Below are 13315 nucleotides of genomic sequence, written 5' to 3' on the forward strand. Positions count from 1 at the left end.
GTCCTGCTTAAAGGTGCAGTATTCGTTATTATTTCTAGATTATTCCCTGGATATGGGTTATATGCCGCAATATGTACTGTTCAGCTCATCATTGTATTTAGTTTTAGGGTCAAACCGTAGCCATTTCCATCATAGTTTTTTCTGTCATTAGTCATCACGCCGAAACAGACAGTGCTGAATTTGCATCATTAGCACTCGCACTCGCTTTTCTTGCTGACGTTTATCAATTGGTATTTAGCTTAACACGCTTAGGTGTAATGGTTAATTGTGTTTCACACACGTCATAATTGTCTTTACAACAAATGCGGCTATTTTATTTGCCAGTAGACAGTTAAAACACATTATAGGCATCAAAGGTTGAGACGCTAATATTGTATGATTATTATCTTAACGAATCTCATCACAACCGTTTTAACCAAAAAGTTCTTTTCAAAATTACCTAATTTACTATTAATGGTTAGTAAGTGCGCCTATCTTATATTTCAAAGACTTCATCCCACAAATTAAGTTTGGGGATGAAATGCCTACGCATTTACCACCTTTCTTCATACTAAATTTTTCATTCTCTACGATTAAAATCCTCGCTCCTAAAATGTTTACTGTCGTCTTGCTCGATTTAATTGAGGCGTTTTCAATCAGTCGTACCATGACAATAAAATCCAATTAACATATTAACTCCTAGCCAAGGATTTATTGGTCAAGGTATGTCAAATATATTTGATAATTTTATGTCTAGCTATTTAGGCTCTAATTTATTTACGCATTCATGGATCAATTTTGAATCAGCTACAAGAATGTCCTTATTCACTATTTTTTCTGTTATTATATTAATATAATAGTCATTTATACTACTTATTGCATCACTCACCGCTTATTTACCCATTACAGCTATAGTAAATGTTATTCTTATGGTTGCCTATAATTTGATTAATTTTTATCATATTCGTTAAACCTTAAACTTTAGGATGTAAGAGTCTGCCATCCTAATAACCAACTTTTTAGCAACCTTCTTTCTTGAGCTAGAATTTACTATTTGCTTGGAAATTTTACTCTCATTAGTTTTATTTCTTAGCAGGGCTTACACACCTACCATTTCTAATTTATTCTTAGACAACGCCAGAGCCAACGACAAATCGTAGAAAATGAACCTATTAATCATATTTTGATTGTTACTAGTGGTATTAATTTTATTGACTCTGACGAGCACAGAAATATTCATTTTAGAAAATAATCACCTAATAAAAACAGTAGTGACTTATATTTTATCGGTTTAAGACTTCCATTTATGAGTTTACCACTAAGTCGTATTTCATTCAATAAACTGGTAGATAAATACTTTTTTGATTCAAAATTACAAGTCATTAATCATCTTCATATAACCTTCAAGTGCTTATTTTTAATGAATATCAATCTTAATAACAAAAATATATGCTATAATCGAATTCGCTGTGAAGAATATGCTCATAAAAAAATGAATTTTGGGCTACAGTTGCTATTTATATCTATGTTGTTGATTGATTCATTATCGGTTTTCGTACTCTATAAAGGTGGTTTATTTTTTCGGTAATTTTTAACTTATAGGAGACACAATGTCTACAACAGGAAAAGTCAAATGGTTTGACGCAAAAAAAGGGTTTGGTTTTATTGAACAAGAAAATGGTGACGATGTATTCGTTCACTTTCGCGCTATTCAAGGCGATGGCTACAAATCATTAGAGGAAGGTCAAGAGGTAGAATTTGACCTAGAACAAGGTGAAAAAGGTCCACAAGTTACGAACCTTTACCCAAAATAATTTGTTAATTATTTAAATAAAAACCCAGTTTAATCGCTGGGTTTTTTATTGTCTGTAATAATATTTTTAAATTGTCTTTTATTGCAAATAAAAAACTTCTCGTTAAGAAGAATAAAATTTACCTACTATCTCTTTTTACTCAATCTCTATAGTTTCATATTCATGACCCACATCAGCATTAGATAACTCATTTAATTGATATGTGTCAGGAACGATGAGTTTATTAATACCAATATTAAGATTATTTGCATCAAAAAATAATAATATTGCACCAGATTCAAAGATATTATTATTCATATTTAAAATATAACTAAAATTGGAACCAACATCTATATCGCACTTTCTTCACTCACAAGTAATACTCTTTACTACTCGTATAATATAACTTCTTTCATTCATATTGTTATAATCTAATATATCTGAAGCGAGAAATTGTAAAAAATTTGGTATTATCATATAGATAAGTTATATCAGAAATACCATTATCAAGCACAAGTGTGCTGCCTTGATTTACATAAAATATAGTGTTTTCATAAATATATGACATATCAATATCTTCAAGATATAAAGTACCCAAGAAGTTTACTGCTGAATCTAATAAAACACCGGTATTAACATCAGAACCAAACACTCGATAAAGACGAACCACTTCCACAAGTAGCAAATGTTAAAATCAGTAACTTTTTTCTTTTAAAGTTATTGATTATTTACTCATTTGTTCTATTAGCTTGTTATGTGCATCTAAAAAGGTAATAGCGATAATTTTTCCTATATCAGTACTTTCATAACTACTACCCACCAACATTAAAGCCTATATTGATTTTCTTTGCTATATCTTCAGTAGCTGTTTTGCAGTCTTGCTTTAACAGAAATATTCACTACCAATCAATACCTCTATAGGCTTTAAAACCCCAGTAGTAAGAGCGCCAAGGGTAATATTTGTGCCACTAGTATTATTATCTGAAAATATAACGCTTGATATTATCATCCAATCAGAACTTATCATACTGCCTAATGCTGTATTTTTGTTACTAGCTAACTCTCCAACAGACGCAAGCTTCCTTTCTCTTTCTAATACTTTGAATACTGCTCCTTTATCTATTACTTAAAAACAATTACTTTTTGCTACCATTAATTTTATTATTGGAATAGGACTAGGTAAATTATATTATGTTAAAACAGCACAAAAATTCTTAGAAAATTCTGGCTCAACCAATACTGCCAATTTCTAGCGATCTAGAATATTTTTTAACTCTTTAGTTTTAGCGATAATCGTATTATCAGCCTTACCTATTTTTTATATTTGTACTTAATATATTGAATATATTACATCCGGCTGTTAATAACATTGTTATTGTTAATATTTTTTCGCTTCTCTTTTTTAAAAGTATTGATATAATTTACATATGAAATTACTAGCAATACAAATAAAGAAATTTCATCAATTAAAAAGGTTTTCTAAAAAAAATTGACTGGAAAAATTGGTATAACCAGTTCAACAATTTCTCAGTATGAATCCACATCATCATTTAATGTCAAATCCAGTCTAAAAAAAATTAGAAAAATAGCACAAGAATTTGACATCTCATTCGAATAAATAGCAACAGAAAAGAGTTTGTAGAACATAGAGAATTACTTAATTGATGTTACCGATATCTAAAAAATAGGACATGCTACTCACGGAGGAGCAAAAAAATTACTACATTTGTAATACACGACACCCAAAAGACTAGCAAGAAAAATATACAAAACAACACTTAATACATTAAGTCTTGTCATTTTAAAACACACAACAATAAAACAAGGGAGTTGATTATTTGTTTTGAACTACAAAATTTATATAAAATCCATCTTGAAACCAAAATCCTTTCGTAGACTACGCAATGTAAAATAGAAATATACTTTATTCTTCGGGTAAAAATTGATAAAAAAATATGAAAACATTTTATTGGTACGACTATGAAACTTTTGGTATTTCGCCAAAAATAGACAGAATCTCTCAATTTGCTGGCATCAGGACTGATGAAAATTTTAATATTATAGATGAGCAAATGTTTTACTGCAAACCAACTAATGATTGTTTGCCATCTCCTGAGGCTTGTTTTATAACTGGTATTAGCCCACAATTATGTGAACAAAAAGGCATGATTGAGCATGAATTTATTAAAAAAATTCATGCTCAATTTTCAACATCAAATACATGCATTGTGGGTTACAATTCAATTCGTTTTGATGATGAGTTTACTCGTCATACACTGTATCGTAATTTTATAGACCCTTATACTTGGCATTGGCAAAATGGTAATACTCGTTGGGATATATTAAATGTTGTGCGACTATGTTATGCGCTAAAAAAAGACACAAGCCTTAAATGGGTGTATGATAAACAAGGCAATCCAGTATTTAAACTTGATCAATTATCACTTGCTAATGACATTGAACATGCAAATGCACATGATGCCCTAGCTGATGTTCATGCCACTATTGCTATTGCTAAAATTATCAAACAAACACAACCTCAGTTATTTAACTACAGTTTTAGTTTAAGAGAAAAGAAAACAGTCGCCTCTAAAATTAGTCTATTTGAGCCAATGTTACATACAACTGATATGCATCCAGCACAATTGTCTTGTACTCGATTGTCTGTTGCGCTGGCTTATCATCCTGAGTATAACGATCGAGTTCTTATGTTTAACCTTGATCAAGATCCTTGTGTTTTGTTAGAGCTCGACATTGAAGCGCTTAAAACTTTAACGTTTACCAAACAATCTGAATTATCAAAAGAAGTGGAAAGACTACAAATCAAAGAACTTATTTTTAATAAAAGTCCAATGTTCGTTCCCAATATTTATAAACTTGAACCAAAAATTATTAAGCAGTTAAATATTGACATGAATCAATGCATGCAGCATCTTTCTTTTATCAAAGACAACCAACTTAAAATTGGTAAAATCGTGCAAGATTTATACAAAAACGATCAAAAACATATTGCGCTAAAAGAAGTAGACCAATCACTTTATGATGGTTTTATTGATAATACTGATAAGCGTATTTGTAATCAAATTCAAGCCTTATCCGTTCATAAATTAAAAGAATTTCATCCAAAATTTAAAGATGAGAAGCTCTCAAGATTATTCATGCATTTTAAAGCTAGAAATTACCCCAATACTTTAACTGAAAACGAAAAAGAAGATTGGTTTGAAATCGTTCAAGGGCGGATTCAAACGAATCAAAATGGTTACATAACTATTGATGATTACCTTCAAAAAATCAACACAATGAGAACGCAACATCCACATCAAGAAAAACTATGGCAGCAGCTTGAGGCTTATAGTAAATTGTTCTTTTAGGCTATTTTGCCTTATTTTTAAATCTAGAGTATAATGTTTGTCATTGAGAAAAACAAGCAAAGAAAAAATGAACTCTGAAACACGTACAAAAATGTTTGGAAGGTTGCTTAAAAAGATACCTAATCCAACCACAGAATTAAATTATTCAACACCATTTGAATTGCTAGTAGCTGTTACATTATCCGCACAAGCAACGGATAAAAGCGTTAATAAGGTCACTGATAAATTGTTTCCAATTGCCAATACACCTGAAACTATTTTTGAATTAGGTGAAGACACACTTAGAGATACAATAAGAGCCATTGGCTTGTTTAACTCAAAAGCTAAACATATTATTCAAGCTTGCAAAATTCTGATTGAAAAATACAGCTCAAGCGTACCAGAAACTCGTAAAGAATTAGAAGCACTGCCTGGTGTTGGTCGTAAAACTGCCAATGTTGTGCTTAATACTGCCTTTGGCCATCCAACCATTGCAGTGGATACGCATATTTATCGTGTAGCAAACCGCACTGCTATTGCCAGTGGTAAAACCGTATTGGAGGTAGAGAAAAAATTGGTTAAATTCATCCCTGATGAATACCGAGTGCCTGCGCACCACTTAATGATTCTACATGGTCGTTATACTTGTAAAGCTCGTTCTCCATTATGCACAGAATGTATTTTGCTTGATCTTTGCGAATATGAAGAGAAAAATCTATAAATATTTTACACTCAAGATAGAACGCAACAGCGACAATTCCTTTCCAATATTTGGAAAAGTTTTTAAATAAACGAGTGTTCTTGACCTATTGAAAACTCAACTAACCTAGGCAATTGAAATACACCCTGAGTATCAAACTGATTATTTTACAGAAAAAGGCAAGGATTAATCCTTATCTGATTAATCTACGTCTATCTTAAAGAAAACAATTTTCAATTAACCAGACACTGGGCATTAAAAAGATTTATCAAAAAATATTAACCAAAACTAAAGACCCACATGAAACAAAGCACAAAATGATAAATTGTATTGTACAGATATTTTTTTCCGAACAGAAAAACAACACGCCGATGGATTATCAGTCTTATGTCTGTTGAGTTACACATTGAAAAACATCTAGGTCAAACACTCATCAACAAACAATTCATTGGTACAGGGTTATTTGATGCCTATAAAGTGACACTAGATGATGGTAATCACGTTTTTATTAAATATCAATCTAGTGCCAATCAACAATTACTATCAGAAAATAGTGCTCTTTCAATATTGAATAAAATAATCCACACACCAAAAGTATTAGGTAATTGTGAACATTGCTTAATTTTAGAATGGATTGAAACCGAGCACAATATAAATATACAGTCACAAATTGGCGTTGAATTGGCCAAACTTCATCAAAATACCCATAACTATTTTGGCTTTGAATTTGATAATTATATTGGGCAAACACCACAATATAATGGGGTTGGTAAATACATCAGTGATTGGTCGATGTTCTTTTGGGAATTTCGTTTATTATTTCAAATTGAACTTGCCAAGCAAAATAATTATTTAAATGCACAAAACTACAAGCAACTACTAAGCGTAGAAAAAATATTACCTAATTTATTAGATATCAATATCACTCCAATCTTACTACATGGAGATTTGTGGTCTGGTAATGTTTTGAGTGAAAAAAACAATCCTTATTTTATTGACCCTGCTAGTTATTATGGTCACTACGAGGCTGATTTTGCCTTAACTTTTATGTTTGGTGGATTTTCAAATGATTTTTATAACAGTTATACAACCATCTTCCCGCTCAAAAAAGGGTTTGATAAACGTAAACCTTTGTATATGTTATATCATTACCTCAATCATCTTAATATTTTTGGTTATAGTTACCACACAAATGTGATGGATTGTTATGGGAGAATTGCTGAAGTTACACGGTTTGGGTAAAAACTGAATAGCAATTAAACAAAGATTTACAAGAAATAAGTACAATTTCTACCTACAGCAAGTTAGGTGGGCCGTATTTATGTTTTTTGTATACACTAACTAACACACTTTGAGAATAGAAATTAGCTTGATATTGTTCATAATAAAAAACTTTGGCTTATTACTGAGTTGGATAATTATAAGATTGAGTAAAGCAAACTCAAAAACAAAAAATGATTAACCCTGTCGCCAATTAACAAAATTACTCAGTAATTGCAAACCATCATGTTGTGACTTCTCAGGATGGAATTGCACTGCAAATAATTTATCTTTAGCAATGGCACAAGTAAAATCAACCCCATAATTAGTCACCCCGGCAACCATATTTGCTTGGCTTGTTTCTACATAGTAACTATGCACACTAAAAAAACGTGTATTATCATCAATATTATGCCAAAGCGGATGCTCTATTGACTGTTTGACTGTATTCCAGCCCATGTGTGGCACTTTAAGATTATTCTTAGAAAATTTAACAATACTACCTGGCACAATAGACAAGCCATCAGTACCGCCATTTTCTGCACTAAAATCAAACAAAAGTTGCAAACCTAAGCAAATACCTAAAAATGGTTTCTCATTAATACAACGCTTAATTACATCAATTAATTCATGCTCTACTAAAGCCTTCATACAAGCGCCTATTGCACCTTGTCCTGGAAAAACAATGCAATCAGAATTCATGATTAAATCAGCATCATCAGTTAAAAATACTTCGTCGTTCGGAGCAACATATGCAAGTGCTTTTTGCACACTACGCACATTACCCATACCATAATCAATAATTGCAATACTTTGCACGAATGTTTAAAGCGAACCTTTAGTTGAAGGTACACTTTCTTGACGTTCATCTTTTGTTATTGCCATACGTAACGCTCTACCGAATGCTTTAAAAATGGTTTCAGCCTGATGATGAGAATTAACTCCTTTAAAATTATCAATATGCAATGTAATTAGAGCATGATTAACAAATCCTTGGAAAAATTCTGAAATCAAATCAACATCAAAAGTACCAATCATAGCACGCGTAAAACTCACATTTAAATCCAAATTAGCGCGACCAGAAAGATCCAACACAACGCGTGATAACGCTTCATCTAGTGGCACATAAGAATAGCCATAACGGGTAAAGCCTTTTTTATCGCCGACTGCTTGAACAAAGGCTTGACCCAATGTAATGCCAATATCTTCAACACTGTGATGATCATCAATCTGTGTATCGCCATCACATTTAATGGTTAGATCCATTAATCCATGCCGTGCAACCTGATCTAACATATGATCTAAAAATGGCACGCCAGTATCTATATTTGCTTGACCAGTACCATATAAATTGAGTTTAACACTAATGTCAGTTTCATTGGTTTTTCTAGAAACTTTAATCATATTTATTCCACAAGTTCAATTATCTTTTTATTATAACTATTGACAGCAATAATCGCCCATATAATACAAAGATAAATAATTTAAATATAGAAATAATAAAAACCAACAATTGTAATAATAACCAGCATAATCAAAACACTAATAATCCTCGCATAAAATAGTCCAATTGATTCTAAAAATATGGCTAAAAGAACAGCAACAACAAGACTTTTAGTGGGTAATTTTTGTGATGATACAATTATAAATACTCTTCAATTAAAATTTCAGCAATTTGTACCGTATTAAGCGCTGCACCTTTGCGAATATTATCAGAAACTACCCATAAGTTTAAACTTTTTTCACAAGAAATATCCTCACGGATGCGACTCACAAACGTATCATCATGGTTAGTTGCCTCCACAAATGGCGTAGCATAGCCCCCATCTTCACGATTATCCATAACTGTAACACCGTTTGCTTTTGACAAAATATTAGTGGCTTCAGCTGCAGTAATTTTTCTTACAGTTTCGATATTAATCGCTTCAGAATGCCCATAAATAACAGGCACACGTACTGCTGTGGGATTAATCAAGATGTCTTCATCTTCAAAAATTTTTTGAGTTTCCCACACCATTTTCATCTCTTCCTTGGTATAGCCATTGTCTTGAAAAACATCAATATGTGGAATGATATTAAACGCAATCTGCTTTGGATATACCTCAACATCAACCTCAGTATTGCCACTTAATAATTTAGTAGTTTGGTCAATTAATTCACTAATAGCTTTCTTTCCAGAACCCGATACCGCCTGATAAGTCGCCACATTGATACGCTTAATCCCCACCATATCATAAATCGGCTTGAGTGCCACCAACATTTGAATGGTGGAACAATTTGGATTGGCAATAATATTACGCTTAGTGTAATCCGCAATCGCATGTGCATTAACCTCTGGCACGACTAAAGGGATATCCTTATCACGACGAAAATGTGCCGTATTATCAATTACCACACACCCTGACTCAGCTGCAATCGGTGCATATTTCTCAGAAATACTACCACCTGCTGAAAACAACCCTATTTGCACTTTCGAAAAATCAAAGGTACTTAAATCTTGTACCGTCCAACTTTTACTCTGACAAAACACTTTCTTACCAGTAGAATTGGCACTCGCTAAAGGATATAAATTATTAATTGGAAAGTTACGCTGTTCTAAAATAGAAATAATCGTTTCGCCCACCGCGCCTGTTACACCAACAACGCATACATCAAACTTCTTACTCATAAGTATAAAAATTGAAAATTATAAATTAACAGTATTATACTTGACTTGCAGTTATTTTTTTTATTACCAAATTCAATGTTAAACAACTTATTTTCTTTAGTTTGAGTCTTTAAATATTGTTGTCTCCATTCTGTATATCAATAATTTTACTAAAATAGCAATAGTGCGATAAAAATACTCGCTCGTTAATTTTTTTTAAGATAAAGTTTAGTATCCTCTGATAAATTATATGATCTTAACACCTGCTCTATCTTCTTGGTTTTAGATTTATTTATTTTTTCACGAAATCTCTTAATATGAAAAATCACAGGACTTATCTTAACAATAAGAAACTACAATCATCATAATAGCAGTAATAATCAACACCTCATGCTTTGTGGCACTCCTGTTAGGATTTATTGAATATCTATATTCATTTATACAATATTATCAATATCAACAAATTTATGCTTAAGTCCAAAATTTTTACTAAGGTGTTGACATAGGGCTTGCACCCCATAACGTTCAGTGGCATGGTGTCCAGCAGAAATGAAGGCAATATTATTTTCTTTAGCGATGGCGGGGGTTTGTTCTGATACTTCACCCGTTAAAAAACAATCAGCGTTAATATTAATAGCGTGGTCAATGTAGGTTTGTGCGCCACCGCTACACCACGCGATGCGTTTTAATATTTTATCATCCATACCAAAAACTAACGGAGTACGGCTTAAAACTTGTTTGATGATATTAGAAAAACTGCCTAGCGTGATGTCAATTTCCCCTTGCCAGACTAGTGTATCCCCAATTGGCATAGGATTTTTAATGTCAAAACGTTGGGCAAGTTGAGCATTGTTGCCTACTTCAGTATGGGCATCTAAAGGCAGGTGGTAAGAGAATAGGTTAATATCGTTATCTAACAGTGCTTTGATGCGTTTTTTTTTAATACCTGTTATAGCTGAATTTTCATTTTTCCAAAAAAATCCATGATGAACAAACAGCGCATCTACCCCTTCATCAATTGCTCTATCAATCAAATTTTGATTAGCACTCACACCTGAGATGATTTTATCAATATTAGATTTGCCTTCAATTTGTAAGCCATTGGAACAATAATCATTAAATGCATCTACATTAAGATAGTCATGGCAGTATTCGGATAAGGTTTTATTCCCAATCATAGAAACGTTTTACAAGATTGATAAAGGTTTGGTTTTGTGTTTGCGTACCAATGGTGGCACGTAGGCAGTCTGTTAATGCCGGAATACTGCTTAAATCTTTAATTAACACCCCATTCACTTTTAAAAATTTAAACAAGAGATTGGCATTCTGTGTTTTGAATAAAATAAAATTAGCTTGTGATGGATAAACTTGCAAACCACTAATTGCACCAAGCGTGGATGACAACTTGATGCGTTCTTTGAGGATAATTTGAGAGTTCTGGTTGATTTCCTTTTTTTCTTTGAGAAGAAAATTCGCACTCACCTGTGTAAGCGTATTGATATTGTAAGGCAGGCGTAGTTTATCCAATGCTGCCACCATGTCTTGCGCAGCAATCAACAAACCTAGACGTAGCCCTGCAAAACCGATTTTTGACACAGTTCTAAGCAATACTAGATTTGGATATTTTTTAATATCCAGCAAAAAACTGTCATTAGCATAGGCATAATACGCTTCATCAAGCACCACTAAAGCATTACTTGAGGTGATAATTTTCTCGATAACTGTTCTATCAAACGCATTTCCTGTTGGATTATTTGGATAGGCGATAAAAATTAATTTAGGACTGTGAGTTTCTATCACTCTTTGCATGGCATCAGCGTCAATCTCAAAATCATTCGTTAATGCAACACTTAGATAATTAAGCCGTGTAAATTTTGCAATCATCCCATACATGACAAAACTTGGGTCAACACTTAGAATGGTATCCCCCGCATCACATGCCAATGCTAATAGTTGAATCAGCTCATCCGAGCCATTACCAAGTAACACACCAAATTCATCAGGAATATCCATTAACTCACGCAAAGTTTGTTGCAACTCGTTTGCACTGGCACTGGCAGGATAACGGTTTAGTTGTATATCTGCCAAATACTGCCCAATTAACGTATTTGATAAGGAGAATGGCGACTCCATCGCATCCAACTTCACCATATCATTAGAAAAAGGTACATGATAAACATTAATTGCTTTAATATCAGGGCGCAGCCAGTTGTTAATAAAACTCATAGTGGTGATTGTCGATTAGGATGATATTGCATTTTACCAATACTTTTGGCATTTAATAAAGCTTGATAGGTATAGTCCAATGCGCGCTTACAAGCAATTTCAACACTCAAACCCAATGCAATTAATGTGCTTATTACACTTGAAAGTGTGCAACCAGAACCGTGATAACTGCCTGATAGTTTTTTATAAATAAAACTTTGAATAAGTATTCCGTGGCGATATAAACAATGTTCAATCACATCATCAGATGAATCAGTTTTGGTGAGTAAAATCCAATTGCAAAAAAGTTTTTTGATGGCTTTTTGTTCATCTTGCTCATCTGCCAGAATCTTCAATTCTGACAAATTAGGAGTGATAACTTTTGCCAGTGGCAACAAATATTGTTTTAAAGCATCAATTAAGGCATGATCTAAAAAATCACAATCACTACTAGACTTCACAATTGGGTCAAGAATAATAGTTTTATTTTTAACCAACTTAGCAATAGTTTTAATTTGCTTAATTGAGGATAATAAGCCAATTTTCACCACTTTAAAATCAATATCAGCTTGTAAATGCTTAAATTGCTTAACAATCAAGCCACAATCAACCTCAACCAAACTTTCAATTGACACTGTGTTTTGCACAGTAAGATTAGTAGTAATAACAAGTGGTGTTACGCCAAATTGATTGATACTTTCAATATCAGCAACTAACCCTGCACCACCACAAGGATCAAGTCCTGATAAAACTAAAACTACATCATTCAAGTTTGCTTTCTTTTTTGATTAAAAAATCCACGACTTTTAGCATGTTAGTATGTGAACCTGCATGTGTGGCATCGATTAAATACTTGCCATTAATAACCATAACCGGAACGCCAGTAACCTTATATTTAAGTGTATTTAATTTAGATTTATTGACTTTAATTTTCACACTAAAGGAATCGAATGCTTTTTCTATCTTGGTTTTATCAACACCAAAACTTGTCACCCAGCTAATAAAACTCTCTTTAGAGTTAAAGCGTTTATTCTTTGTGTGAATTGTATCAAATAACACCTCATGCAATTTTTCAACTAAGTTTAATTCTTCTAACACAAAATAAAAAATCGCCCCATTCAGCCAACGCTTAGAAAATATAGCTGGTTGGCGCACAAACTCAACATTGCTAAGTTTAGTTTTGAACCATTCATTCATTAGAGGCTCAAAATTATAACAATGTAGACAATAATACCAAAATAACTCGCGCACCTCAATTTTATTGCCCGTTGTGGTTTTGACTGGCTTATCAAGCACTACATAATCTATACCAGCTTCATAATCCTGCGAAAATGCAAAACTAGAAAATATAATTAGTAGAGAAAATAGTATCTTTTTCATA

Annotated in this window: 15 protein-coding genes and 1 pseudogene; 7 read left to right on the forward strand and 9 right to left on the reverse strand. The window is 32.6% G+C overall.

Annotation, left to right across the window (positions count from 1 at the left end):
* Positions 1-119: 119 nt before the first annotated feature.
* Both RMAG_RS06290 and RMAG_RS04690 read left to right on the forward strand, forming a co-directional pair.
* Positions 120-287 (forward strand): annotated as a pseudogene (locus RMAG_RS06290) (SulP family inorganic anion transporter); the annotation flags it as partial.
* Between the two features lie 1302 nt (positions 288-1589).
* On the forward strand, positions 1590-1793 hold the full coding sequence (locus RMAG_RS04690) for a cold-shock protein (RefSeq protein WP_011738278.1): 204 nt from the start codon (positions 1590-1592) through the stop codon (positions 1791-1793).
* 135 nt (positions 1794-1928) lie between these two features.
* On the opposite strand, the gene RMAG_RS05900 is transcribed toward RMAG_RS04690, so the two are convergent.
* Both RMAG_RS05900 and RMAG_RS04695 read right to left on the reverse strand, forming a co-directional pair.
* Positions 1929-2090, reverse strand: a complete 162-nt coding sequence (locus tag RMAG_RS05900; RefSeq protein WP_157834504.1) for a hypothetical protein — start codon at positions 2088-2090, stop codon at positions 1929-1931.
* A gap of 106 nt (positions 2091-2196) precedes the next feature.
* Positions 2197-2448 (reverse strand): hypothetical protein, encoded by a 252-nt coding sequence (locus RMAG_RS04695; protein ID WP_011738279.1) that lies wholly within the window; start codon positions 2446-2448, stop codon positions 2197-2199.
* A 286-nt stretch (positions 2449-2734) separates the two neighbouring features.
* On the opposite strand from RMAG_RS04695, the gene RMAG_RS05905 reads away from it, so the two are divergent.
* The 5 genes from RMAG_RS05905 to RMAG_RS04710 all read left to right on the forward strand — a co-directional run bounded on the left by RMAG_RS05905 (position 2735) and on the right by RMAG_RS04710 (position 7064).
* Entirely contained in the window at positions 2735-2902 is a 168-nt protein-coding gene (locus RMAG_RS05905; protein ID WP_157834503.1) for a hypothetical protein, read from the forward strand.
* A gap of 825 nt (positions 2903-3727) precedes the next feature.
* Complete coding sequence (gene sbcB, locus RMAG_RS04700) at positions 3728-5143, forward strand: exodeoxyribonuclease I (RefSeq protein ID WP_011738280.1); 1416 nt, start codon at positions 3728-3730, stop codon at positions 5141-5143.
* Between the two features lie 67 nt (positions 5144-5210).
* The gene (gene nth / locus RMAG_RS04705) at positions 5211-5843 is read left to right on the forward strand and encodes an endonuclease III (RefSeq protein WP_011738281.1); all 633 of its coding nucleotides are present in this window, start codon (positions 5211-5213) and stop codon (positions 5841-5843) included.
* A 254-nt stretch (positions 5844-6097) separates the two neighbouring features.
* Positions 6098-6220, forward strand: a complete 123-nt coding sequence (locus RMAG_RS06295) for a DUF1841 family protein (RefSeq protein ID WP_422851294.1) — start codon at positions 6098-6100, stop codon at positions 6218-6220.
* Positions 6210-7064 carry a fructosamine kinase family protein gene (locus tag RMAG_RS04710; RefSeq protein WP_011738282.1) on the forward strand — a complete coding sequence of 285 codons (855 nt, stop codon included), beginning with the start codon at positions 6210-6212 and terminating at the stop codon, positions 7062-7064. The genes RMAG_RS06295 and RMAG_RS04710 overlap by 11 nt, the downstream gene beginning before the upstream one ends.
* Positions 7065-7280: 216 nt before the next feature.
* Here RMAG_RS04710 and hisH read toward each other — a convergent pair whose 3' ends face one another.
* The 7 genes from hisH to RMAG_RS04745 form a co-directional block, all read right to left on the reverse strand.
* Positions 7281-7901, reverse strand: coding sequence for an imidazole glycerol phosphate synthase subunit HisH (hisH, locus tag RMAG_RS04715; protein ID WP_011738283.1), 621 nt, complete (start codon positions 7899-7901; stop codon positions 7281-7283).
* A gap of 6 nt (positions 7902-7907) precedes the next feature.
* On the reverse strand, positions 7908-8486 hold the full coding sequence (gene hisB, locus RMAG_RS04720) for an imidazoleglycerol-phosphate dehydratase HisB (protein ID WP_011738284.1): 579 nt from the start codon (positions 8484-8486) through the stop codon (positions 7908-7910).
* Positions 8487-8724: 238 nt separating this feature from the next.
* Entirely contained in the window at positions 8725-9750 is a 1026-nt protein-coding gene (locus RMAG_RS04725) for an aspartate-semialdehyde dehydrogenase (RefSeq protein WP_011738285.1), read from the reverse strand.
* A gap of 416 nt (positions 9751-10166) precedes the next feature.
* The gene (locus tag RMAG_RS04730; RefSeq protein WP_011738286.1) at positions 10167-10907 is read right to left on the reverse strand and encodes a Nif3-like dinuclear metal center hexameric protein; all 741 of its coding nucleotides are present in this window, start codon (positions 10905-10907) and stop codon (positions 10167-10169) included.
* The gene (hisC, locus tag RMAG_RS04735; RefSeq protein WP_011738287.1) at positions 10894-11955 is read right to left on the reverse strand and encodes a histidinol-phosphate transaminase; all 1062 of its coding nucleotides are present in this window, start codon (positions 11953-11955) and stop codon (positions 10894-10896) included. Before hisC ends, RMAG_RS04730 begins: the two co-directional genes overlap by 14 nt.
* Positions 11952-12704 carry a bifunctional hydroxymethylpyrimidine kinase/phosphomethylpyrimidine kinase gene (gene thiD, locus RMAG_RS04740; RefSeq protein ID WP_011738288.1) on the reverse strand — a complete coding sequence of 251 codons (753 nt, stop codon included), beginning with the start codon at positions 12702-12704 and terminating at the stop codon, positions 11952-11954. The genes hisC and thiD overlap by 4 nt, the downstream gene beginning before the upstream one ends.
* Positions 12697-13314 carry a thiol:disulfide interchange protein DsbA/DsbL gene (locus RMAG_RS04745; protein WP_011738289.1) on the reverse strand — a complete coding sequence of 206 codons (618 nt, stop codon included), beginning with the start codon at positions 13312-13314 and terminating at the stop codon, positions 12697-12699. The genes thiD and RMAG_RS04745 overlap by 8 nt, the downstream gene beginning before the upstream one ends.
* Position 13315 lies beyond the last annotated feature (1 nt).

This window comes from Candidatus Ruthia magnifica str. Cm (Calyptogena magnifica), assembly GCF_000015105.1.
Classification (GTDB): Bacteria; Pseudomonadota; Gammaproteobacteria; order PS1; family Pseudothioglobaceae; genus Ruthia; species Ruthia magnifica.

Bases quoted from the DNA above. Each gene is read 5' to 3' on its own strand.
- RMAG_RS04690 (WP_011738278.1), top strand. From the start codon at position 1,590: ATGTCTACAACAGGAAAAGTCAAATGGTTTGACGCAAAAAAAGGGTTT.
- RMAG_RS05900 (WP_157834504.1), bottom strand. From the start codon at position 2,090: ATGAATAATAATATCTTTGAATCTGGTGCAATATTATTATTTTTTGAT.
- sbcB (WP_011738280.1), top strand. From the start codon at position 3,728: ATGAAAACATTTTATTGGTACGACTATGAAACTTTTGGTATTTCGCCA.
- nth (WP_011738281.1), top strand. From the start codon at position 5,211: ATGAACTCTGAAACACGTACAAAAATGTTTGGAAGGTTGCTTAAAAAG.
- RMAG_RS04710 (WP_011738282.1), top strand. From the start codon at position 6,210: ATGTCTGTTGAGTTACACATTGAAAAACATCTAGGTCAAACACTCATC.
- hisB (WP_011738284.1), bottom strand. From the start codon at position 8,486: ATGATTAAAGTTTCTAGAAAAACCAATGAAACTGACATTAGTGTTAAA.
- RMAG_RS04725 (WP_011738285.1), bottom strand. From the start codon at position 9,750: ATGAGTAAGAAGTTTGATGTATGCGTTGTTGGTGTAACAGGCGCGGTG.
- RMAG_RS04730 (WP_011738286.1), bottom strand. From the start codon at position 10,907: ATGATTGGGAATAAAACCTTATCCGAATACTGCCATGACTATCTTAAT.
- hisC (WP_011738287.1), bottom strand. From the start codon at position 11,955: ATGAGTTTTATTAACAACTGGCTGCGCCCTGATATTAAAGCAATTAAT.
- RMAG_RS04745 (WP_011738289.1), bottom strand. From the start codon at position 13,314: ATGAAAAAGATACTATTTTCTCTACTAATTATATTTTCTAGTTTTGCA.